Genomic DNA, 20594 nt, shown 5'->3' with positions numbered 1-20594 from the left:
CTCACACTCACGACGACCACGGCGCCGCATTCGTACGCTTCGCGACCCGAAGCGTTGCTGAACGGGCCCGGGGATTACGGGCGATTTCCGCTTCACCCGGGCGCACCGCCCGCTGCGGCGCTTCGAAACTGGCGGCAGCCGCCTGGACCTGAACCGGGCGATGGCGCGATCCGGCGGGCTGCGATCCGCTGCGTTCGCGCAGGAAGCGCTTGACCAGGCGATCCTCAAGGCTGTGGAACGTCACCACCGCCAGCCGGCCGCCGGGCTTGAGCACGCGTTCCGCGGCTGCAAGCCCTTCCGCCAGCTCGTCGAGCTCGCGATTGATATGGATGCGGATCGCCTGAAATGTCCGGGTCGCGGGGTCCTTCTTGTCGTGCGGGCGATGGCCTAACGCTTTCCTAACCACGTTCGCCAGTTCGGAAGTCCGCGTAAGGGGCCTTGCGGAGACGATCGCCTTGGCCACCCGCCGCGAGCGCGGTTCCTCGCCATAGTGATAGAGCACATCGGCGATCTCGCTTTCGTCGGCGGTGTTCAGCCATTCGGCGGCAGTCATGCCGTCGGGCGCCATCCGCATGTCGAGCGGCCCGTCCTGCTGAAAGGAAAAGCCGCGTTCGGCCTGGTCGAGCTGCATCGAGGACACGCCGATGTCCATCGTCACGCCGTCGACTGGAAGGAAGCCGCGGCGTTCGAGCTCGCCTTCCATCGCCGAAAACGGCGCCTCGATCAGCGTCAGCCGACCGCCGCTCGCTTCGACAAGACCATGGCCGCCCTCGATCGCCTGGGAGTCACGATCGAAAGCGGCCACCTCGGCACCCCGCTCGAGGATTGCTTGCGTATAGCCACCCGCGCCGAAGGTCGCGTCGACATGGCGCTCGCCGGGCACGATGGCGAGCGCGTCGATCACTTCGTCGCGCAGTACGGGAATATGGGGAGCATCGCCGCTCACAGCGTCACCCCCTTCTGCTCGAGGAGAAACTCGCAGATTTCGCGGATTTCCTCATTTTCCGGGTCGGTATCGGCCATCAGCACTTCGGGTGCCCAGATGTCGAACGTCTCGCCGGCGCCGCTGAAAAAGGCCCAGCGCCCGACCTTCGCCTTCTTGCGGAAGAAGGGCGGAATCACGAAACGGCCATTGGCGTCGAACTGGGCGCGCTCGACCGCGCCGAACGCCTTGCGCTTGGCGCGCACGGTGCTGCCATCGCCTTCGAACGGCGATTCCTCGCGGTCGACACGCGAGAATTTCTCGCGCGACCAGCCAAGGTCGTGCGCCGAAAGGCAGGCATCGAAAGGGTGTTTGCCGACGACGATCTGGCGCACGTCGCTGTTGCGCTCGGCGGCGCTGCGCAGGTCTGCAGGAATGGCGACGCGACCCTTCTCGTCGACCGCCTGAAGCGCGAAACCTTCGTAGAGATCCCGTTCCTGCTGCAACGCTCTGCCCCGTTTCGAGGCACGCACCTACCCGCCTTCGGAAGCAGCCCTGACCGCGTCCAAGATAGTAATGATCGGCGAATACGGGACGTGCCCCCGTTACCATCTTCGGTAACAGTATAGATGCCGGGAGGCAATGCCTGAAACTGGATTTTAGCCCCACTGAGCCCCACTCAGGCCCTTTGTACGCTATAAAGATGCTATATGTTCTCTATTTGGTCTTTTCTCGCTTGTTTCGAGTATTTCGCTGTTCCTTTCCGGGGCGGCGCTGTTCCCTGTATTCCTCCCGCCCGTGCAGGCGGCCGCGGGTCGAGCAGAGGGATGCGCGCGTGTCGGAATCTAGCCGATCCTTGCGGATTCCGAAAGCCGGCAACTCAGTGCGAATCGCGGATTGACCGCGAGTCGTCGTTTAATGTCGATAGTTAACGTGCGGGCCGCGGGTTATTGCTGCTCCGGCTGCCTGCGGACTTCGGCCTCGCGCTGCGCCTCGATCCGGCGCGCGATTGCGGCGGCATCGACCGGCTCCTGCGACGCGGTGCTCGGCGCCACCCCGAGTTCGGCGAGCGGTTCGTCCGCCTTGGGCTTGGCGACCATCACGTTGCCCACCTCGTCGGTCATGTTGGCGACAATGTCCGCCTTGGGCGCGCCGATCGCATCGACCGGCTCGTCGCGATTGGCCGAACTGAAGATCGCGCTCGCCAGTCCGATCAGGATCAGCACCATCGCCAGCCCCGTCATTCCGACGCGAACCCGCTGCATGGTCTGTGCTGTATCTGGCGAAACCGTCTTCATGGCTGTTGCCCGGATGTAGGACCGGGCACCGTGCTTGTCGATTGCGACGTTCACGGAAACCGGCACCTGTTGGGTGCATCGATATCCCGGCGGAGTCGTTGCTTGCAAGCGGTGCGACGTAATCCCCGTATGCAACGTGTCGAAAGGAGATTTTCATGGCGCGCATTTTCATCACCGGATCGTCCGGCGGTCTGGGGCTCGAAGCTGGCGGGCAACTGGTCGCCGGCGGGCACGATGTGGTGCTGCATGCCCGCAACGCCGAACGCGCCGATGCCGCGCGCGGCGCGCTTGCCGCCTGTCAGGACGTCGCGATCGGCGACGTTTCGACGCTTTCGGGCATGCACGCCCTGGCCGATCGCATCGGCGCACTGGGCGATTTCGATGCGGTGATTCACAATGTCGGCGTGTTCGAAGGCAGGACGCGCGGCGAAACCGAAGACGGCTTCACCCCGACCTTCGCCGTCAATGTCATCGCGCCCTATCTGCTCACCGCCACGACGCCGCGCCCGCGGCGGCTGATCTATCTGAGCTCAAGCATGCACCGCAGCGGCAATCCCGGCCTTTCCGATCCGATGTTCGAAGCGCGCCGCTGGGACGCTACCCAGGCCTATTGCGACAGCAAGCTCTACGACACGATGCTCGCATTCGCGCTGGCGCAGCGCTGGCCGGATCGCCGCATCAATGCCGTCGACCCCGGTTGGATGCCGACCAATATGGGCGGGAAGAGCGCTTCGGGCGACATCCCCACCGGCGCGGCGACGCAAGTGTGGCTGGCCACGGCCGACGATGCCGATATCACCGGCGGCTATTTTCTGGAGAAGCGGGAGGAGCGCCCTGCCCCTTCCGCGACCGATCCCGACGCGCAGGCGCGGCTGCTGGCGTATCTGGAGGAACTGACCGGAGTCAGCCTGCCGGATTGATCCGCGATAGCCCGGGCATATCGGATGCCGCACCGAACCGGCTTCGATGCTATGCAGGAAGCGGATATCAGGCGGAGGGCGCGATGCAGGAAGTTCTCGACGGCTATGCCGCGGCGGCAAGCGACACGCTGATCGCGACCTATGACGCGCTTTCCTCCGAAGAAATCTATCGGCATGTCGCCGATCTCTTCCCGCGCGAAGCGTCGCGCGTCGCCGATATCGGCGCGGGGACCGGCCGCGACGCGGCATGGTTCGCCGCGCGGGGCCATCGGGTAACGGCTGTCGAGCCGGTGCGCGAGCTGCGCGAGGCAGGACGGGCGCTGCATGGCTCGGCCGCTATCGATTGGGTCGATGATCGGCTGCCGCATCTCACGCGGCTGGTCGGGTTCTGCGTGTTCGATCTGGTGACGCTCTGCGGCGTCTGGCAGCATCTGCCCGACCCCGAACAGGATATCGCGCTCGCCGGCCTCGCAGCGATCATCGCACCGGACGGCTTGCTGGTGATGTCGCTTCGCCACGGGCCGGGCGCGGCGGGGCGACCGGTATTTCCTGCCGATCCCGACGCGATGATCGCTGCGGCGCAGGCGCTGGGGTTTCAGCTTATCCGGCGCATCCATGCGCCTTCGGTGCAGCCGGGCAACCGCGTCAACGGCGTCCACTGGACCTGGCTGGCGTTGCGCAAGTCGGGCTGAAGGTTCCTTTCTCCTCCGCCACCTCCGCGAAAGCGGAGGTCCAGCTGCCCTGGCGACGTCATAGACAGGAAGAAGAAGCTGGATCCCCGCCTTCGCGGGGATGACGGCAAGGTTTACGCCTAGCGCGCCATCCACTCCGGCACGCTCAGTCCCTTCGTCTCCAGCCATTCGCGATTGTAGAGCGTCGAGAGATAGCGAAAGCCGGTGTCGCACAGGATCGTCGCGATCCGTTTGCCCGGGCCGAGCTCCTTGCCCAGCGCCACCGCGCCGGCAACGTTGATCCCCGAGGACAGACCGAGGCACAGTCCTTCCTCGGCGAGCAGGCGGCGGACCCATTCCATGCCTTCCTCGTCCGAGATGCGGAACTGGGTGTCGATCGGCGCGCCTTCCAGATTGGCGGTGATCCGCCCCTGCCCGATCCCTTCGGCGACCGAGGAACCTTCGGACTTCAATTCGCCACACGCATAATAGGAATAGAGCGCGGCGCCGTGCGGATCGCTGAGCGCGATGGTGATTTTCTCGTCCTTGCCCTTCAGGCCCAGGCCGACCCCGGCGATCGTCCCGCCGGTGCCCGCCGCGCAGGTGAAACCGTCGATGCGGCCTTCCATCTGTTCCCAGATTTCCTCGGCCGTGCCGGCGATATGCGCCTTGCGGTTAGCGATATTGTCGAACTGGTTGGCCCAGATCGCATTGGGCGTTTCCTCCGCGATGCGGCGGCTGGTGTGCACGAAATGGCCGGGGTTGGAATAAGGCGCGGCGGGCACGAGCACCAGCTCGGCGCCGAGCGCGCGCAGCGTGTCCATTTTCTCGCGACTCTGCGTTTCGGGCATGACGATGATCGTCTTGTAGCCCTTGGCATTGGCGACCAGCGCGAGACCGATGCCGGTATTGCCCGCAGTCCCTTCGACGATCGTGCCACCGGGCGCGATCTGGCCACGTTCCTCGGCATCCTCGACGATGTAGAGCGCCGCGCGGTCCTTCACCGAAGCGCCGGGATTGGCGAATTCGCACTTGGCGAAAATCTCGCAGCCGCTTTCCGCGCTCGGCCCCTTGAGGCGTACGAGCGGCGTGTTGCCGATCAGCGAAAGCGTGTCCTTGGTAGCTTGCATGGATCGCTAGATAGGTGCGCCCGCCCATGCTCGGCAAGCAAGCGTTGCTTGGGTGCGCCGTTTCCCGCGCTTCATTTGCACAGTCATCGCTTTCGCAAATCACGAGCTCCTCCCCTGGAAGGGGAGGGAGACCACCAGCATGGCTGGTGGTGGAGGGGTAGCTCGCCACAGGCGCTGCGCATGCGGCTAATATCCCTCCACCGCCTGCGGCGGCCCCCCCTCCGGGAGGAGGAATGCCACGCTCCCGCGCGACATGTGGGCCGCTACCATAACCGGCTATCACCATTATTGTCTTCATTTGCAGTTCATGCCCGATACGCGACCGTCACGATCGCCGGCGTATCGCGGCCCGTTTTTAAAGCCCCATCGGGATGATGGGAATTGACTTGCGCAACCAAGGCCAATCATGGCATGAATGTGGCGCAAATGAGGCAAGGGAGAGTGCCATGCGCGGGATATTGATAACCGGAACGATTGTCACAACGCTGCTCGCTGGGTGCAGTCCCGAGGAGAAGACGCAGGATTTCGCCGGTCCCCCGCCGATGCCGGCTTATGTGCCGAATGACCGCTCGGCGGAGTTGATGGTGGCTCCCCAGCCCTATCCGACGGCGCCGCAGGACCGCGAACGTTATGAGGAAAACGACGTCTCGCCGGTCCATGCCGTCGGCGAAGCGCCCGTTTCCACCTTCTCGGTCGATGTCGACACCGGTTCCTACACCAATAGCCGCCGGTTCCTCACCGATGGCCGCCTGCCCCCGCAGGACGCGGTGCGGACCGAGGAGTTCATCAATTATTTCCGCTATGACTATCCGCTGCCAGAGGAACGCAGCCAGCCGTTCAGCGTGACGACCAATGTCACGACGACGCCGTGGAACGCCAACACCCGGCTGCTGCGGATCGGCCTGCGCGGCTATGACATCGCCTATGACGAGCGGCCCGCCGCCAACCTGACCTTCCTGATCGACGTTTCGGGTTCGATGGCGACCGACGACAAGCTCGGGCTGGTCAAGACCGCGCTGTCGATGCTCGCCGACGGATTGCGGCCGCAGGACAAGGTTTCGATCGTGGTCTATTCGGGCGCGGCCGGCATCGTGCTCGAGCCCACCAACAACCCCGACAAGATCAAGGCGGCGCTCGAGCAGTTGAGCGCGGGCGGATCGACGGCGGGTGGTCAGGGCATCGCGCTTGCCTATGCGACAGCGCGATCGAGCTTCATCGAGAACGGCATCAACCGGATCATCGTCGCCACGGACGGCGACTTCAATGTCGGCGTCACCGACCAGCGCCAGTTGGAGGACATGGTCGAGCGCAACCGCGACAGCGGGATCACGCTCACCACGCTCGGCTTCGGGCGCGGCAACTATAACGAAGCGCTGATGGAATCGATCGCCGACCTCGGCAACGGCAACTACGCCTATATCGACAGCGCTATGGAAGCGCAGAAGGTGCTGGACGAGGAGTTGTCCTCGACGCTGTTCACCATCGCGGGCGACGTGAAGATCCAGGTTGAATTCAATCCCGCCCATGTCAGCGAGTACCGCCTGATCGGCTACGAAAACCGCGCGCTGCGCGAAGAGGATTTCGAGAATGACAAGGTCGATGCCGGCGACATCGGCGCCGGGCATCAGGTGACCGCGATCTACGAAATCGTGCCTGCCGGCGCCGAGGGCTGGCTGCCCGAGCGGCGCTACGAAGCGAACCGCCCGCAGACCGGCGCCGGCGGTGACGAGCTCGCCTTCGTCAAGCTGCGCTATAAGCTGCCGGGGCAAGATACGTCGCGACTGATCGAGCGCCCCGTCCCCGCCTCGGCAATCGCAGGCGCGCGGGCTCCGCAGGGCGACATGGCCTTTGCGGTGGCGGTCGCCGCCTTCGGGCAGAAGCTGCGCGGCGACACGCGACTGGGAGACATGGGCTGGAGCGATATCCGCGCGCTGGCCGGAAACCCGCAAAATTACTGGCGCCAGGAATTCGTCAAGCTGGTCGGGCTGGCGAGCGCCCATAGCGGCGAGCGACGCGCTGCGGACTGAACCCGCCGGTCCGCGATCGGCGCGCCAGTCCAGGGCGGCGCGCCGGCGCGAGGCGGAAACGCTCCGCCTCCCGTGCGCTATTGCGTGATATCGGCGATATCGCTGGCGTTCTCGACGGTAACATTTCCGCCGATATCGAGTTCGAGCTCGCCCGGCGCCTGATCGGCGCAACCGCGCAACACTTCGTCGCCGCGCCGGATTTCGACCGCCAGCGGCACCATGTCGCGCCCGCCCGCCGTGCGGCACTGCGCCGCCGTCAGGGTGATGACGACGGCCGTACCGTCGGTATCCTGGGTGCGATAGACTGCCGTGGTCGCGGTGGCATCGGGCGCGACGAAATAGAATTGCTCGGGCTCGTCGGACAATGCGCTGCGATCGGTGAAATAGATCGTGCCCGGAGTCAGATCGAGCACCCAATAGGGTTCGGTACCATAGCCGCGCACCGGACGCGAAAGATCGACTCCGCCGATAACCGGACCGGTTTCGGGGACCACGACGTTCTGCGCCGTTTCATTGGTAAGGTTCGCCGCCGGTTCCTCGCTCCCGCCACACGCCGAAAGCGCGACCAGCAGCACCGCGACAATTGCACTTCGCATTCATTAGTCTCCTGCCGCTCATGGTGCGCGGTTCGATCCGCGCGCGCAACCGTTGCGATTGCCGCGACTGTCCGCATTGTCCCGGCCTGAAATGCCCGGCCGCCCATTTCCGGCCGCGCCACCGTCCGACCGACGGCGAGTCGCAGCCGTCCGGCGGGCTGCATCCGCATCGCGAGCTCGCGACCCAAATTACCATCTCACTATGACCGGAGGCATCGAATTGCGCGGAAAACCGACGATTATCGTTATATCGTATCATTGCGGTGCAATATCAAGGCGACCTGCCGCAACGGGGAGTCTTGACGATTCGTGCTGCGTGCGCGAAGCAGAAGCCGTCATGAAAATGCTCAAAATAGCTCCTTTCGCCGCGGTCGCACTGCTCTCGCTTTCCGCCTGCAATCACGAACCCGAGGAAGTCGACAGCCGCGCGCCCGATCCGATGGCCGCCGAACTGGCCAATGCCGAGCCGGTCGCGCCGCCGCCTTCGATCGCGCAGTCGGTCACCTTCCGCTGCCAGCCGGGCAACAAGCTGGTCGCGATCGACTATTTCACCGGCGACACGATGATCGCCGTTAAGCTCGACCCGGAAGCTCCGGTCGGCACGACGCTGAACGCGGCGGAAGCCGGCGAGCCCTTCACCGGCGAAGGCATGACCGTCTCCGGTTCGAAGGAAGAAGTGACGATCGAGCAGGAAGACGGCGAAACGCTGACCTGCAAGGCCTGACACGCTTTTCCTCGCAAGGATCAACCGGGCCGGCGGCATGTTCCGCCGGCCCTTTTTCATGTCCGCGGGCTTGTCAGCTTCCCGGCGAAACGCCACCCTTGGCGCCGAACGAAAGGAGCGGCAGTGGCGCGGATCGCAGTCTACAGTCTGAAGGGCGGCGTCGGCAAAACCACGGTAGCGGTCAATCTCGCCTGGTGCTCCGCCCGGCAATCGGCGCGACGCACCCTGCTCTGGGATCTCGATCCCCAGGCGGCCTCCACCTATCTGCTCGGCATCGCGCCCAGGCCGAAGCGCAGGGCACAGGCCGTTTTCTCCCGCGACATCGATCCGGCGGACCTGGTGCGACACACCGATATCGATCGGCTCGACCTGATTCCCGCCGATACCTCGCTGCGCACGCTCGACCTGCTGTTCCACGAGATCGACAAGAAGAAGCGCCTGGCCAAGCTGCTGGGCCAGCTCGACAAAAGCTATGACCGGCTGCTGCTCGATTGTCCGCCGGGCCTGACCGAGACCAGCGAGCAAGTAATGCGCGCGGCGGATCTGATCCTGATCCCGGTCATCCCCAGCCCGCTCTCGCAGCGCGCTTTCGAGGAAGTGTCCGCGCATTTCGCCGATCGCGGATTCAAGGCAGCGCTGATGCCGGTCCATTCGATGGTGGACCGCCGCCGGACGCTCCACCGCGACGCGATCGCGCGCCATCCCGACTGGCCGGTCCTGCCGATGGCAAGCATCGTCGAAGCGATGACGGCCGAACGCCGTCCGGTCGGCGCCCTTTCTCCCCGATCGCAGGGGGCGCGCGCCTTCGCCCAGTTATGGACGCGGGTCGAGCGCAGGCTCGCCGACATCGAAGCGTCCTGAAACCGGAATGACCGGCCCCCTTTTCCTGCCCGAAGAGCTCGACCCGCAGCTTGTGTTGCGCGCCTATGCGATGGGCGTGTTTCCGATGGCCGATGATCGCGATGCGCAAAGCGTCTACTGGGTCGAACCCAAATTCCGCGGCATTCTCCCGCTCGAGGGGTTTCACCTGTCGCGATCGCTGCGCAAGACGATCGCTTCCGACCGGTTCCGCGTCACTGCCGACACCGCGTTCGAGCAGATACTGGCGCTATGTGCCGAATCGGCGCGGGATCGCCCCGACACCTGGATCAACGGTCCCATCGAACGCGTCTTCATCGAGCTGCACCGGCGCGGCCATGCCCATTCGATCGAATGCTGGGACGGCGATCGGCTTGCCGGTGGTCTTTACGGCCTGGCGCTGGGCCGCGCGTTTTTCGGCGAAAGCATGGTAACGCGCGTGCGCGACGCATCGAAAGTGGCACTCGCATGGCTGGTCGCGCGACTCCGCGTCGGGGGATTCACGTTGCTCGACTGTCAGTTCCAGACCGACCATCTCGAAACGCTCGGCGCAGTCGAGATATCGCGCGACGCTTATCTCTCGCTGCTCGAATCGGCGCTGGAGGGAACCGCCGGCGAAGCGGCGGTGCTGGGGCTTCCGGGCGTTGCTGTCGGCGAAGGCGATGGCGCGGGCGTGTTCGACGCGCTCGACCGGCTGGGCGTGCGCGCAGACGATTTGGCCACCGATTCCGCCGAAACCGTATCGGGGCCCGTTTCGGGAAAGGTCATCGCGCAGCTTTTGGGCCAGACATCATAGATGCCGTGCTGGATGACGTTGAGCGAGGGCCGCTCCTTGTAGAGCCAGCCGGAAAAGGCGCGGCTCCAATTGCCTTCATAGTCACGCACGTCGAGCTGAACGAATGCGCCGGTCAGTTCCTGCGATTCCCACGGCGCGGTGCGTTCGCATGCGCGCAGCCGCACCACCACATCCTCGCCGACCCGCAAGGCCTGCCCCGGTTTCAGGGTGATGTCGCGCGTTTCGCCGTTGCGCTTGTTGAGAAAGCCCAGCACCGCCTCGCGCTCGGCCATCGGCGTGGTACCCTCGGTCGCCAGCGCCAGATCGCCGCCGCTGTCGACCACTTCCGCGCCGCTGCTTTCCGAACTGCTCAGCGGCTCGGTAAGGATCTCGTCGACACTGTTGTTGCCAGCACCGTCATCGCCCGAACAGCCGCCGAGCGCGAGCAGCAGCAGCGCCGCTGCGCCGATTGACGGCTGGCGAAAGCTCATGCGTCGGGCGTCCAGGCCTCGTAATCGCCCGTCGCACGCACGCGCTTGCCGCCGACATCGAGCGATCCGGGCGGACGATAAGCGAGATTGGTGCCGGTCATGTTCGGAACCGGCGGCTGCTGCCATTCGCGGCGCGGCGGCATCGAATCGTCAGGCACGGCATCGACCAGATGGTGCAGCCAGCTGAACCATTCGGGCGGCACCCGGCTGGCGTCGTTGGACCCGTTGTAGATCACCCAGCGGCGCGGGCGGCCGGACATGTCCTTGCCGCCCTCATAATAGACATTGCCGAGCGAATCCTCGCCGACATTGTTCATGCCACGCGTCGCGAGACCGGTGCCGATGGTGGCGCCTTCCCACCAGGTGAAGATCGACTTCAAGATGCCCATGAGCGCCGATTAGCTCGCCAGAGCGCCCACGGCAACTGGCGAGCGCTGGTCATTGCCCGGAATTTGCCTTCACGAAGCCGGCGATCGCCGGAGCGAGCCCCGGTACGATCGGCATGTCGGGATCGGTATAGGTCGCAAGGTTGGCCGCCATCCCCGGCTCCTCCGCGATTCGCAGGACGTGAGTCATGTCTGGTACCAGCAGCGTTTCGGCGTCGGGTCGCGCTTCCCGCAGCAGCTCAAAATCGGCCTCCGTCACCTGGATGTCGCTGGTGCCCTGCACGATCATCATCGGCCCCGAATAGCTTTTCGCAAGCGCCACCGGATCGTGCGAGAACACGTCGATCCAGTAGGGCTGGATATCGGCGTTGAACAATGTGCGAAGCGCGGGATGGAAAGTCGACGTATCGACCGTTTCGCCCGCTTCGAGACTGTCCACGGCGCTCAGTGCATCATCGAGCACGGGGGCGTTGGCAGGATTGTCGCGAAACTGCTGGCGCACGACGTCGCCCATTTTCCGCCCGGCGGTTTCGACCAGGATGACACCACAAATCGCACCCGGATTTTCCGTGGCCTTGAGTGCCACCAGGCCGCCTTCGCTATGGCCCAGGATCCAGACGCACGGCGCACCGGTCTTTTCGCGGATCGTGACGATCCAGCTGTCCGCGTCGGCGGCATAGCCTGCGATGCTCGAATCGCGATTGGCATTTTCCACTGCCTCCGCGCTGCCGAACAGGCCGCGCTTGTCGATTCGCACGCTGCTGACGCCTTCGGCGGCAAGCCCCTGCGCGAGCTGGCGCAGAACGCCGCCGCTCGCGCCCATCGGATTGTCACCGTTACGATCCGTGGGGCCCGAACCGGGGATGATCAGCACCACCGGCGCCCCCTGCCCCGCATCGATCAGCGATCCGGCGAGCGCCCCTTTGGGGCCCGGCGCGGTGATTTCGCTTTCCCCCGGTGCCTGCTGCGCGAGCGCCGGTGCAACTGCAAGCATCGCGACCGCCGCGACACCGGCCTTCAACCAGGGAAATCCTTTGGACATGACCTGTCTCCGCCTGAATAATGTGATATCACCATTATATCAGGAGCGGCTCGGCCGCAAGCGATTTGCCCGCGCGCGGCGGATCGGCGATCAGCCGCCGCCCTGGCCGGGCCAGCTCACTGTATCGCCCGGGGAAATGCCGAGTTCGGCGGTACGCCCGCCGACCACTTCAAGCACCGCGCTCACCGGCTCGCCGGAACGGATCTGGTTGCTCGAATAGGGAATCGTGTTTTCCGCGATTCGCGCGATCGATCCGTCGGAGCGGATAAAGATGATGTCGAGCGGCATCGGCGTGTTCTTCATCCAGAAGCTCGCTTCGCGCGGGCCGCCGCCTTCGGCCGGATAGGGATAGAAGAGCATCGCATCGTCCGGGCCGATATCGGTGCGATACATATAGCCGCGGTCCTGCTGGGCGCGCGTGATCGCCCGTTCGGTGTTGAAGACATGCTCGGTGCCGTCGGCGGTGGTGACGGTCACCGAAATCCGCTCTGCCGCGGCGGTGCCTGCGGACGCGTTTCCAGAAGGTTCACCGCTGCACGCGGAAAGCGCGAGCAGCATCGCGGCGGCAACCGCCGAACGAATTGCACCGGTACGGATCATGGGGTCAGTCGGTCCTTTCGACGGCCACGGCAAGCGGCCCTTTTTCGCCATCCACAATACGCGCGCGCAGCGGCTGGCCGGGCTCGACCTCTTCGATCTGCGCGCGTCGCAGCGTTTCCATATGGACGAATATATCGCCCGAAACCGCGTCACGCACCAGAAATCCATAGCCTTTGAGACGATTGAACCATTTTACCGTCACTGCCTCGAACGGCCCGGCATCGTCGATCAGGCGCAGCCGTTCGCTACGATCGCCGCTACGGCGCGGCTGTTCGACAGCATCGCTCAGGTCGATCGCCAGCACCTCTCGCGCCTGCATCCCGCGATCGCGCTGTACGGCAATGCAATCGACTCGCGCGCCTTCGGGAAGGCTGCGCCGACCGTGATCCTGCAAAACAGAGAAATGTATCAGGACGTCGCCGAATTCGTCCGAATCGGGCACCAGGAATCCGAATCCCCGCGTGACATCAAACCATTTGATGACGCCGGAGAGCGAGAGCCCCTCCTCGTCCACAGCATCATCCGAACCGGCAGAATCAAGCGCGTCGACTTCGTAATCGTTACGCGCCTGCTGACTTTCAGCACGCATTATCCTTTTCCCCCAATGGGTACCATTAACACAAAATTTTCCTTAATTGGAATTGCTTTGTGTTAATCGGGGGCGAGGATTGCTTCGATATCGTCTCCCGGAGCCATCGCGACGATCTTTTTGGCGAGTTCGAACGCATGTCCGGCGCGCAGCATGGCGGCGAGCTGCCGTTCGCGCTGGTCACGATCGGCTTCTTCCTGGGCGAAGGGGCCGATTCGTCGACGGCGCGCAAAGGCCAGCGCCGCCTCCCCCGCATTGGCTTCGACCTGCGGCGTGATTGCTTCGGCATCGTCGCTTTCGATCCCCGCCTGACGCAGCGCCAGCGTCACGCGCCGCGCGCCAAGGCCACGCCGTCCCATCGCCGAGACCCGCGCTTCGGCAAAGGCACGATCATCGACATAGCCGAGCTCCGCCATCCTTTCGGCAAGCGCGCGCGAATCGGCCTCGCCCTCTCCGGCCCAGCCGCGCTCACGCAGTTTTCGGTCGAGATAGGCCGTAAGCCTGGCCCGAGTCGTCGCATATCGCTCGACATAGCGCAGCGCGAGCCGTTCCAGCGCGGCCTGGTCCAGTGGACGCGCCGGCGGACGCGATTGTGAGGGATGACGACGCATGCGCCATGATTGTGCCACACTGCCATCTGATTTTGAACGATAGTGCGTTGCAGAGCCGAGCGTAGTTCACTGCGTGGGGGAATTCGGCCTGCCACGGTAGGGGCACGGGAATAGGATGGAATTGCACGTTACGGGATCGCTTGAAGCCACCAGGGCTGCATCGACTGCACCGGCGCCGACGCCGACCGACGACGACACGCTGCCGCGCCGTTTGGCGGATTTCGACACACTCGGTGAGGCGCTGGATTATGCTGCGCGCGGTGTTCGCGGGCTGAACTTTCATGATGCGCGCGGCAATCTGAAACAGCCGTACAGCTATGCGCAGCTGCGCGAGGACGCGCTGGATCAGGCCTATCGCATGATCGCCGCGGGCGTGAAGCCGGAAGACCGAATCGCGCTGATCGCGGAAACCGGGCCGGAATTCGCCAGCCTTTTCTTCGGCGTGGTCTATGCCGGCGCCTGGCCGGTGCCGCTGCCGCTGCCGACCAGCTTCGGCGGCGCGCAGAGCTATATCGATCAGCTGCGCGTCCAGCTCGAAAGCTGCGATCCGAAGATGCTCGTCTATCCGTCCGAACTTTCGGCGATGGCGGGCGAAGCGGCCAAGCTGCTCGGCATCCAGGGAATCGACTGGGAGGAATTCGGCGGTCGCGAAGCGCCGCGGGCCGAACTGCCGCGTCCGACCAGGGACGATATCGCCTATCTGCAATATTCGAGCGGCTCGACTCGCTTCCCGCACGGCGTGGCGATCACGCATGAGGCGCTGCTCAACAATCTCGCCGCGCACAGCCACGGCATGCACGTCACCGATGGCGACCGCTGCGTCAGCTGGCTGCCCTGGTATCACGATATGGGGCTGGTCGGCTGTTTCCTGTCGCCGGTCGCGAATCAGGTTTCGACCGATTACCTCAAGACCGAGGATTTCGCGCGGCGCCCGCTGGCATGGCTCGACATGATCAGCCGCAACGCGGACAACACGCTCTCCTATTCGCCGACCTTCGGCTACGATATCTGCGCGCGGCGCATGTCGAGCCAGACCAAGGCAAGCGACCGCTTCGACCTCAGCCGCTGGCGTGTGGCGGGCAACGGCGCCGACATGATCCGGCCCGACGTGATGCAAAGCTTCGTCGACGCCTTCGCCGATGCCGGCTTTCAGGCCTCGGCCTTCCTGCCCAGCTACGGCCTTGCCGAAGCGACGCTGGCGGTGTCGATCATGCCGCCGTGCGAAGGCATCCAGGTGGAACTGGTGGAGGAAACCCAGCTTTCGGGCGGATGCAATGGCGGCGGACGTCCGCAGCGCTTCCGCGCGATCGTCAATTGCGGCAAGCCGGTGCGCGACATGACCGTCGAGATCCGCGAGGAGGACGGCACCCCGCTTCCCGAAAAGGCGATCGGCAAGGTCTGGTGCAAGGGCCCGAGCGTGATGGTCGGCTATTTCCGCGACGAACCCGCGACCGCCGCCTGCATGAGCGACGGCTGGCTCGACACCGGAGATATGGGTTATATTTCCGAAGGTTACATCTATATCGTCGGCCGCGCCAAGGATATGATCATCGTCAACGGCCGCAACCATTGGCCGCAGGATATCGAATGGGCGGTCGAGCAGCTTCCCGGATTCAAGCAGGGCGACATCGCCGCCTTCGCGATCACCACGCCGGGCGGCGAGGAAACCCCCGCCGTGCTCGTCCAGTGCCGCACGTCGGACGAAGGCGAACGAATTCGCCTGCGCGACGAAATCCGCGAGCGCGTGCGTTCGGTGACCGGCATGAACTGCGTGATCGAACTGGTGCCGCCGCGCACGCTGCCGCGCACCAGTTCGGGCAAGCTCAGCCGCGCCAAGGCGCGCAACCTGTATCTCAACGGCGAGATCAAGCCCTACAGCATCGCGGCATAAGCCGTGCCGCCATCGGCAGGTGCCGGTTTTTCGGGGCGCTCGATCGGATGATCGAGCGCCTTGCCGTTTCGGGCTATCGCTCGCTGCGCGATCTGGTGATCGCGCCTGCACCGCTGACGCTGATCACCGGCGCCAACGGCAGCGGCAAATCGAGCCTCTATCGATCGCTGCGGCTGCTTGCCGAAGTCGCGCAGGGGCAGTTGATCGGATCGATCGCGCGTGAAGGCGGACTGCCCTCGACTCTCTGGGCGGGGCCGGAAAAATTCTCGCGCGAGATGCTGTCGGGCGAAATGCCGGTGCAGGGAACGGTGCGTTCCGAGCCGACCTATCTGCGGCTGGGATTCGCGACCGAAGACTATGGCTATGCCGTCGATCTGGGCCTGCCCCAGCCGCCCACCGCCTTCCCCTACGACCCCGAGATCAAGGCCGAAGCGCTGTGGATGGGGCCGAAGCTCGCGCGTTCGGGTGCGATCGCCGAACGGCGCGGGCCGATGGTGCGGCTGCGCACCGAGGAAACGGGCGAATGGCGCACCGCGCATACCGATCTCGCCAGTTTCGACAGCATGATGACGCATGCCGCCGATCCGCGTGACGGCATCGAGCTGCTGATGCTGCGCGAGCGGATGCGCGGCTGGCGATTCTACGACAGCCTGCGCACCGATCGCGAAGCGCCCGCACGGCGGCCGCAGATCCTCACCTTCACGCCGCAGCTTTCGGCCGATGGCGGCGATCTCGCTTCGGCGATTCGTACGATCCGGGCGATCGGCGACGGAGCGGCGTTCGACGAAAGCATCGACGATGCCTTTCCCGGCTCGAAGGTCGCGATATCGGCGGGCGACCATGCCGATATCGAAATGCGCCAGCCGGGGCTGCTGCGCCCGCTGACGACGCCCGAACTATCGGACGGCACGCTGCGCTATCTGCTGCTCGTCGCGGCATTGCTGTCTCCGCGCCCCGCCGAACTGATCGTTCTCAACGAGCCCGAATCGAGCCTTCACCCCGCGCTGATCGCGCCGCTGGCCCGATTGCTGCTGCTCGCGTCGCGCCACAGCCAGGTCATTGTCGTCACGCATAGCGCGGCGCTGCGCGAAACGCTTTCCGGCGATCCGCGCGCCGATGAAATCCGGCTCGAAAAACGGCTCGGCGAAACGCTGGCGCCGGAGAAGGAACAGCCCGATTGGCACTGGCCCGCGCGGTAGCGTTTCAACCGCTGGAAAATTATCCGATGGGGGCCTCCGCCTAACCTCTCGCTAACCCCCCGGACGCTATAGCGTTGCGCGTGACTACACAGACCAAATCGCAATTCGCCCGGCCGCGGATCGATGCCCGCGCATTGCTCGGCCTGTACGACCCGGCGGACACCACCGACTGGGGGCCGATCCGCGCCGCCCAGATGCAGGCGGGCAGCCAGCTGGCGCTGTTCATGCTGGGCGCCAATGTGATCGGCGCCGCGATGGTCGCGCTGCTGCTGGCCAATCTGGTGCCGCAATGGCAGCTGGCGAGCTGGGGCGCGCTGGTCGCCGCGGTCGCGCTGGCAGTGGCGTTCCGGCGGCTTCAGGTCCGCAACCGTACCTCGGTGACGGCAACGCTCGCGCATGTTCGCGATACCGTGCTCGACGGCATCGCGCTCGGGGCGGTCTGGTCGATTCCCGCCTTTGCCTTCTCCCAGACGGCCGGATCGGAAGCCGCCCTGGGATTGTGGATCATCCTGTCGCTGCTGATGACGGCATCGGCGGTGGCGATGGCGGCGCTGCCGCTCGCATCGATCGTGTTCATCGCGATCGTCGGCGGATCGGTGACGCTAGTCCAGGCGCTGTCGGGTTCGCCCGTCCCCGCCGCCGCCGCCGCTTTGTTCACGGCGCTGCTGATTCTCGGCACCTTTCGCGGCGGCAAGGCGCTGGTCGTCATTCGCGCGAATGAAATGGGCCTTGCCGAACGCGACGAAACCGTAAGCTTGCTGCTCCGGGAATTCGAAGAGGATAGCGGCGACTGGCTGTGGGAAATCGATTCGCAGCGTCGCGTGGTCCGCGCCAACCCTCGCTTCGCCGTATCGATCGGCGCCGACCCCAAGACGATCAACGGCACGCCGTTCCTGCAATTGCTCGCCGGGCCGACCTGGGAAGCGGGCAATTTCGCCGCCGGGCTGCGCGACCTGGCCGAGAAGCTGAAGGCGCGCGAAACGTTTCGCGACCTGCTCCTGCCCGTCTATGTCGACGGCGAAGAACGCTGGTGGGAAATGTCGGCAAGCCCGCGTTATGATGAACGCGGTGCCTTTTGCGGGTTTCGCGGCGTCGGTTCGGACGTCACAGAGGCGCGCCGCTCGGCGGACAAGATCAACAAGATGGCCCGCTATGACACGCTGACCGGCCTGCCCAACCGCCTGATGATCCAGGAAACGCTGGCCAAGGCGATAAGCGATGCCGACAAGTGGAATTCGCGCTGCGGCTTCATGATGATCGACCTCGACCGCTTCAAGGCAGTCAACGACACGCTCGGCCATCCGATTGGCGATCGCCTGCTGGGCCGCGTCGCCGAGCGGTTGCAGCAGCTATGCACGCCCAACGAGACGGTCGGCCGGCTGGGCGGCGACGAATTCGCCGTCGTCGTGCGCGACGCCAGCGATTCGGCGGCGATGGAGCAACTTGCCTTCAGGATCATCGAGCACATCTCCAAGCCGTACGAAGTCGACCAGAACACGCTGTATATCGGTGCCAGCGTCGGCGTCGCCATCGGCCCGCGCGACGGACGGACGGCCGAGATGCTGATCCGGTCCGCCGACCTCGCCCTGTATCGTTCGAAGGATGCCGGCGGCGGCGTCTTCCACGCCTATGAGCCCAAGCTGCACGTCGCCGCGGAAGAGCGCCGCGTCCTCGAAATCGCGCTGCGCGAGGCCGTCGACAAGGGAGAGATGCACCTCACCTATCAACCGGTGGTTGATGCCGGGACGGGACGATTGACGGGGTTCGAGGCACTACTGCGCTGGACGCATCCCGAATTCGGCAACGTCTCCCCGGCCAAGTTCATTCCGCTGGCCGAGGATGCGCGGCTGATCGCGCCGATCGGCGAATGGGTGCTGCGCTCGGCCTGTCAGGAGGCCGCGCGATGGGACGATACCGTGCGCGTCGCAGTCAATGTCAGCGCCGAACAGCTTCACAATCCGGCCTTCGCCAAATTCGTCGCGCAAGCACTGACGCAATCGGGGCTGCCGCCGCAACGGCTGGAGCTGGAAGTCACCGAAAGCGTGTTCATGCACGAAGGCACGATGGCAGTGAAAGTGCTCGAGAAGATCCTCGATATGGGCGTGCGCCTCAGCCTCGACGATTTCGGGACGGGCTATTCCTCGCTCGGCTATCTCAGCCGCACGCGCTTCTCCTCGATCAAGATCGACCGCAGCTTCGTGCAGGGCGCGTCCAAGGGCGAACAGGAAGCGATCGCGATCATCCGTGCCGTGGTGGCGCTGGCGCAGAGCCTGGGCATGGCGACGACCGCCGAAGGCGTCGAGACCGAAGAGGAGCATCACCTCGTCCAGGCGCTCGGTTGTTCGAAGGTGCAGGGCTATTATTTCGGCCGCCCGCTGCCGGTGAACGAAGCGCGCGCGCTGGCAATTCGTGGCCCGGGCGGCGCGATCGCCGCCGCCTGACCCTTTCAGCCGGGCGTGACGCGCAGGAAAACGAAGCGGCGCAGCACCAGATAGTTGAGTGCCGACACCAGCAGGATCGTCGCCAGCCCCGCCCAGTAGGGCGATGCGATTGCCTGGTGCAGCACCCACAACACCCCGGCGTTGAGCAGATAGTTCAGGCCGTAGGAGAGCACGAAATTGCGCTTGTTGGCGCTATGCCCGACAAAGGCGTACCGGCTGAGCGTCCAGTAGTTGAACGTCGCTCCGGCAATATGGGTCACGATCTGTGCCACGAACAGGTTGAGCCCTGCCCATACCAGCAGCGCATAGAGGCTAAAGCCGAAGACCGTGTTCGCCAGCCCGGCCTGATAATAGCGAGAAATCCGCTTCCATTCGGAAAGCGAACGCCAGTCGGCAAACGCTGCCATCACGCCTGCCGGTAGTCGTCGGGGAAATTGACGCGCTCACGCTCCAGCACCAGCGGCTGATTGCGTGTCCGGTCGGCGATCAGCCGCACCTGCACGCCGAGCAGGCCGAGGAAGAGGAACAGCATGGTGAACTGCCCCTCCAGCATCGCCGCGAACAGCCACAGCTGCACCGAGCGGCCGGTAAACGCCGCGAATACCGATCCGGCGAGGCACACCATCGTCAGCACCGCGAAGGCGAATGCGACATAGAGCGGCGCGCGAAGCAGCCCGGCCGACGAGCCCGCCAGCCCATTGAGTGCGAAATCGAGCAGCGTGAAGAAATTGTTGTTCGACTTGCCGCCCGCCCGCGCGGGGCGCTTGAACGGAATCGTCTCGATCGCATAGCCGGTTTCGACCAGCAGCCCGCGGAAGAAGGGATCGGGTTCGTTGAGTTGCTTGATCGCATTGACGACGGCGGCGTCATAGATGCCGAAGCCGGTCGCGTTCGGGATGATCTTGTAATCGCCGAACGTCTCCTGGAGCTTGTACGACATCGACCGGACTGCAGTGAGCGCCGCGCCGCTCTTTTCGCTTTGGCGCACGCCGAGCACGATCGGCACGCCCGCGCGCCAGCGGCGGACGAATTCGGGCAGCAGCGCCGGCGAATCCTGGAAATCGGCGCACATCGAAATGATCGCGCGGCCACCTGCTTCGTAGATCGCATGTGTCGGCGAACGCATCTGGCCGAAATTGCGCGTGTTGACGATCAGCTTGATCCGCGGATCGCGCGCACACAGGGATTTTACGATCTCGACCGTGCGGTCCGTCGATTCATTATCAATGAAGATGATGTCGAAATCGGCGTCGACGCTCTCCATCCGCTCGGTGATCGCGGCGGCTATCGCTTCGGCATTCGCTTCTTCGTTGCGGCAGGCGACGCACACGGTGATTTCGGGATTGCGGATCAGGCCGTCGGCGCGCTGCGCCTCGACCAGATCGAGCATCCGGCGGGTATCGATCGGGGATAGGTCAGCCAT

General features: G+C 64.8%; 21 protein-coding genes and 1 pseudogene. 9 read left to right on the top strand and 13 right to left on the bottom strand.

From position 1 onward, the window contains the following. Positions 1–7: 7 nt before the first annotated feature. From rsmH to G5C33_RS08385, 3 genes are all read right to left on the bottom strand, one after another. The gene (gene rsmH, locus G5C33_RS08395) at positions 8–946 is read right to left on the bottom strand and encodes a 16S rRNA (cytosine(1402)-N(4))-methyltransferase RsmH (RefSeq protein ID WP_165326801.1); all 939 of its coding nucleotides are present in this window, start codon (positions 944–946) and stop codon (positions 8–10) included. Continuing rightward, positions 943–1428 (bottom strand): division/cell wall cluster transcriptional repressor MraZ, encoded by a 486-nt coding sequence (locus G5C33_RS08390; RefSeq protein ID WP_165326800.1) that lies wholly within the window; start codon positions 1426–1428, stop codon positions 943–945. The genes rsmH and G5C33_RS08390 overlap by 4 nt, the downstream gene beginning before the upstream one ends. A gap of 441 nt (positions 1429–1869) precedes the next feature. Next, complete coding sequence (locus G5C33_RS08385) at positions 1870–2220, bottom strand: hypothetical protein (RefSeq protein WP_228275245.1); 351 nt, start codon at positions 2218–2220, stop codon at positions 1870–1872. Positions 2221–2375: 155 nt separating this feature from the next. Between G5C33_RS08385 and G5C33_RS08380 the strand changes: the two genes are divergently transcribed. Next, positions 2376–3140 (top strand): SDR family NAD(P)-dependent oxidoreductase, encoded by a 765-nt coding sequence (locus tag G5C33_RS08380; protein WP_165326799.1) that lies wholly within the window; start codon positions 2376–2378, stop codon positions 3138–3140. An 83-nt stretch (positions 3141–3223) separates the two neighbouring features. Then, on the top strand, positions 3224–3832 hold the full coding sequence (locus G5C33_RS08375; RefSeq protein WP_165326798.1) for a class I SAM-dependent methyltransferase: 609 nt from the start codon (positions 3224–3226) through the stop codon (positions 3830–3832). 119 nt (positions 3833–3951) lie between these two features. Here the strand turns inward: G5C33_RS08375 and G5C33_RS08370 are convergent, their stop codons facing one another. Then, the gene (locus G5C33_RS08370; protein ID WP_165326797.1) at positions 3952–4941 is read right to left on the bottom strand and encodes a cysteine synthase A; all 990 of its coding nucleotides are present in this window, start codon (positions 4939–4941) and stop codon (positions 3952–3954) included. 446 nt (positions 4942–5387) lie between these two features. Here G5C33_RS08370 and G5C33_RS08365 point away from each other — a divergent pair, with 446 nt between their 5' ends. After that, positions 5388–6968 (top strand): vWA domain-containing protein, encoded by a 1581-nt coding sequence (locus tag G5C33_RS08365; protein WP_228275244.1) that lies wholly within the window; start codon positions 5388–5390, stop codon positions 6966–6968. Between the two features lie 77 nt (positions 6969–7045). Here G5C33_RS08365 and G5C33_RS08360 read toward each other — a convergent pair whose 3' ends face one another. Further along, positions 7046–7564: a hypothetical protein gene (locus G5C33_RS08360; RefSeq protein WP_165326795.1), complete on the bottom strand. Its 519-nt coding sequence runs from the start codon at positions 7562–7564 to the stop codon at positions 7046–7048. Positions 7565–7901: 337 nt separating this feature from the next. Between G5C33_RS08360 and G5C33_RS08355 the strand changes: the two genes are divergently transcribed. The 3 genes from G5C33_RS08355 to aat all read left to right on the top strand — a co-directional run bounded on the left by G5C33_RS08355 (position 7902) and on the right by aat (position 9942). Further along, a complete protein-coding gene (locus G5C33_RS08355; RefSeq protein WP_228275243.1) occupies positions 7902–8288 on the top strand; it encodes a hypothetical protein in 387 nt (128 codons plus the stop codon). 123 nt (positions 8289–8411) lie between these two features. Further along, complete coding sequence (locus G5C33_RS08350; RefSeq protein WP_165326794.1) at positions 8412–9149, top strand: ParA family protein; 738 nt, start codon at positions 8412–8414, stop codon at positions 9147–9149. 7 nt (positions 9150–9156) lie between these two features. After that, positions 9157–9942, top strand: coding sequence for a leucyl/phenylalanyl-tRNA--protein transferase (aat, locus tag G5C33_RS08345; RefSeq protein ID WP_165326793.1), 786 nt, complete (start codon positions 9157–9159; stop codon positions 9940–9942). Between the two features lie 35 nt (positions 9943–9977). Here aat and G5C33_RS19320 read toward each other — a convergent pair. The 6 genes and pseudogenes from G5C33_RS19320 to G5C33_RS08315 all read right to left on the bottom strand — a co-directional run. Then, positions 9978–10214 (bottom strand): annotated as a pseudogene (locus G5C33_RS19320) (DUF2155 domain-containing protein); the annotation flags it as partial. A gap of 194 nt (positions 10215–10408) precedes the next feature. Continuing rightward, entirely contained in the window at positions 10409–10801 is a 393-nt protein-coding gene (locus G5C33_RS08335; protein WP_165326792.1) for an NADH:ubiquinone oxidoreductase subunit NDUFA12, read from the bottom strand. 49 nt (positions 10802–10850) lie between these two features. After that, entirely contained in the window at positions 10851–11840 is a 990-nt protein-coding gene (locus tag G5C33_RS08330; protein ID WP_165326791.1) for an alpha/beta hydrolase, read from the bottom strand. A gap of 90 nt (positions 11841–11930) precedes the next feature. Then, positions 11931–12440, bottom strand: coding sequence for a DUF192 domain-containing protein (locus G5C33_RS08325; RefSeq protein WP_165326790.1), 510 nt, complete (start codon positions 12438–12440; stop codon positions 11931–11933). A gap of 4 nt (positions 12441–12444) precedes the next feature. Next, positions 12445–13029: a cold shock domain-containing protein gene (locus G5C33_RS08320; protein ID WP_165326789.1), complete on the bottom strand. Its 585-nt coding sequence runs from the start codon at positions 13027–13029 to the stop codon at positions 12445–12447. Between the two features lie 62 nt (positions 13030–13091). Continuing rightward, positions 13092–13640: a regulatory protein RecX gene (locus G5C33_RS08315; protein WP_165326788.1), complete on the bottom strand. Its 549-nt coding sequence runs from the start codon at positions 13638–13640 to the stop codon at positions 13092–13094. A 115-nt stretch (positions 13641–13755) separates the two neighbouring features. Between G5C33_RS08315 and G5C33_RS08310 the strand changes: the two genes are divergently transcribed. From G5C33_RS08310 to G5C33_RS08300, 3 genes are all read left to right on the top strand, one after another. Beyond that, on the top strand, positions 13756–15531 hold the full coding sequence (locus G5C33_RS08310) for a fatty acyl-AMP ligase (RefSeq protein WP_165326787.1): 1776 nt from the start codon (positions 13756–13758) through the stop codon (positions 15529–15531). Between the two features lie 47 nt (positions 15532–15578). After that, positions 15579–16730, top strand: a complete 1152-nt coding sequence (locus G5C33_RS08305) for an AAA family ATPase (RefSeq protein WP_165326786.1) — start codon at positions 15579–15581, stop codon at positions 16728–16730. Between the two features lie 80 nt (positions 16731–16810). Beyond that, positions 16811–19171 (top strand): putative bifunctional diguanylate cyclase/phosphodiesterase, encoded by a 2361-nt coding sequence (locus G5C33_RS08300; RefSeq protein ID WP_228275242.1) that lies wholly within the window; start codon positions 16811–16813, stop codon positions 19169–19171. Between the two features lie 5 nt (positions 19172–19176). Here the strand turns inward: G5C33_RS08300 and G5C33_RS08295 are convergent, their stop codons facing one another. Further along, positions 19177–19578, bottom strand: a complete 402-nt coding sequence (locus G5C33_RS08295) for a GtrA family protein (RefSeq protein ID WP_165326785.1) — start codon at positions 19576–19578, stop codon at positions 19177–19179. Continuing rightward, entirely contained in the window at positions 19578–20594 is a 1017-nt protein-coding gene (locus G5C33_RS08290) for a glycosyltransferase family 2 protein (protein ID WP_165326784.1), read from the bottom strand. Before G5C33_RS08290 ends, G5C33_RS08295 begins: the two co-directional genes overlap by 1 nt.

Source organism: Sphingosinithalassobacter tenebrarum, assembly GCF_011057975.1.
Taxonomy (GTDB): Bacteria; Pseudomonadota; Alphaproteobacteria; order Sphingomonadales; family Sphingomonadaceae; genus Sphingomonas; species Sphingomonas tenebrarum.
This window is presented reverse-complemented; position numbering and strand designations above follow the sequence as displayed.

What these genes read in the sequence shown, in the direction of transcription:
- G5C33_RS08385 (WP_228275245.1), bottom strand. Translation starts at nt 2,220, where the DNA reads ATGAAGACGGTTTCGCCAGATACAGCACAGACCATGCAGCGGGTTCGC.
- G5C33_RS08380 (WP_165326799.1), top strand. Translation starts at nt 2,376, where the DNA reads ATGGCGCGCATTTTCATCACCGGATCGTCCGGCGGTCTGGGGCTCGAA.
- G5C33_RS08375 (WP_165326798.1), top strand. Translation starts at nt 3,224, where the DNA reads ATGCAGGAAGTTCTCGACGGCTATGCCGCGGCGGCAAGCGACACGCTG.
- G5C33_RS08370 (WP_165326797.1), bottom strand. Translation starts at nt 4,941, where the DNA reads ATGCAAGCTACCAAGGACACGCTTTCGCTGATCGGCAACACGCCGCTC.
- G5C33_RS08365 (WP_228275244.1), top strand. Translation starts at nt 5,388, where the DNA reads ATGCGCGGGATATTGATAACCGGAACGATTGTCACAACGCTGCTCGCT.
- G5C33_RS08360 (WP_165326795.1), bottom strand. Translation starts at nt 7,564, where the DNA reads ATGCGAAGTGCAATTGTCGCGGTGCTGCTGGTCGCGCTTTCGGCGTGT.
- G5C33_RS08355 (WP_228275243.1), top strand. Translation starts at nt 7,902, where the DNA reads ATGAAAATGCTCAAAATAGCTCCTTTCGCCGCGGTCGCACTGCTCTCG.
- aat (WP_165326793.1), top strand. Translation starts at nt 9,157, where the DNA reads ATGACCGGCCCCCTTTTCCTGCCCGAAGAGCTCGACCCGCAGCTTGTG.
- G5C33_RS08335 (WP_165326792.1), bottom strand. Translation starts at nt 10,801, where the DNA reads ATGGGCATCTTGAAGTCGATCTTCACCTGGTGGGAAGGCGCCACCATC.
- G5C33_RS08330 (WP_165326791.1), bottom strand. Translation starts at nt 11,840, where the DNA reads ATGTCCAAAGGATTTCCCTGGTTGAAGGCCGGTGTCGCGGCGGTCGCG.
- G5C33_RS08325 (WP_165326790.1), bottom strand. Translation starts at nt 12,440, where the DNA reads ATGATCCGTACCGGTGCAATTCGTTCGGCGGTTGCCGCCGCGATGCTG.
- G5C33_RS08320 (WP_165326789.1), bottom strand. Translation starts at nt 13,029, where the DNA reads ATGCGTGCTGAAAGTCAGCAGGCGCGTAACGATTACGAAGTCGACGCG.
- G5C33_RS08315 (WP_165326788.1), bottom strand. Translation starts at nt 13,640, where the DNA reads ATGCGTCGTCATCCCTCACAATCGCGTCCGCCGGCGCGTCCACTGGAC.
- G5C33_RS08310 (WP_165326787.1), top strand. Translation starts at nt 13,756, where the DNA reads ATGGAATTGCACGTTACGGGATCGCTTGAAGCCACCAGGGCTGCATCG.
- G5C33_RS08305 (WP_165326786.1), top strand. Translation starts at nt 15,579, where the DNA reads ATGATCGAGCGCCTTGCCGTTTCGGGCTATCGCTCGCTGCGCGATCTG.
- G5C33_RS08295 (WP_165326785.1), bottom strand. Translation starts at nt 19,578, where the DNA reads ATGGCAGCGTTTGCCGACTGGCGTTCGCTTTCCGAATGGAAGCGGATT.
- G5C33_RS08290 (WP_165326784.1), bottom strand. Translation starts at nt 20,594, where the DNA reads ATGGCTGACCTATCCCCGATCGATACCCGCCGGATGCTCGATCTGGTC.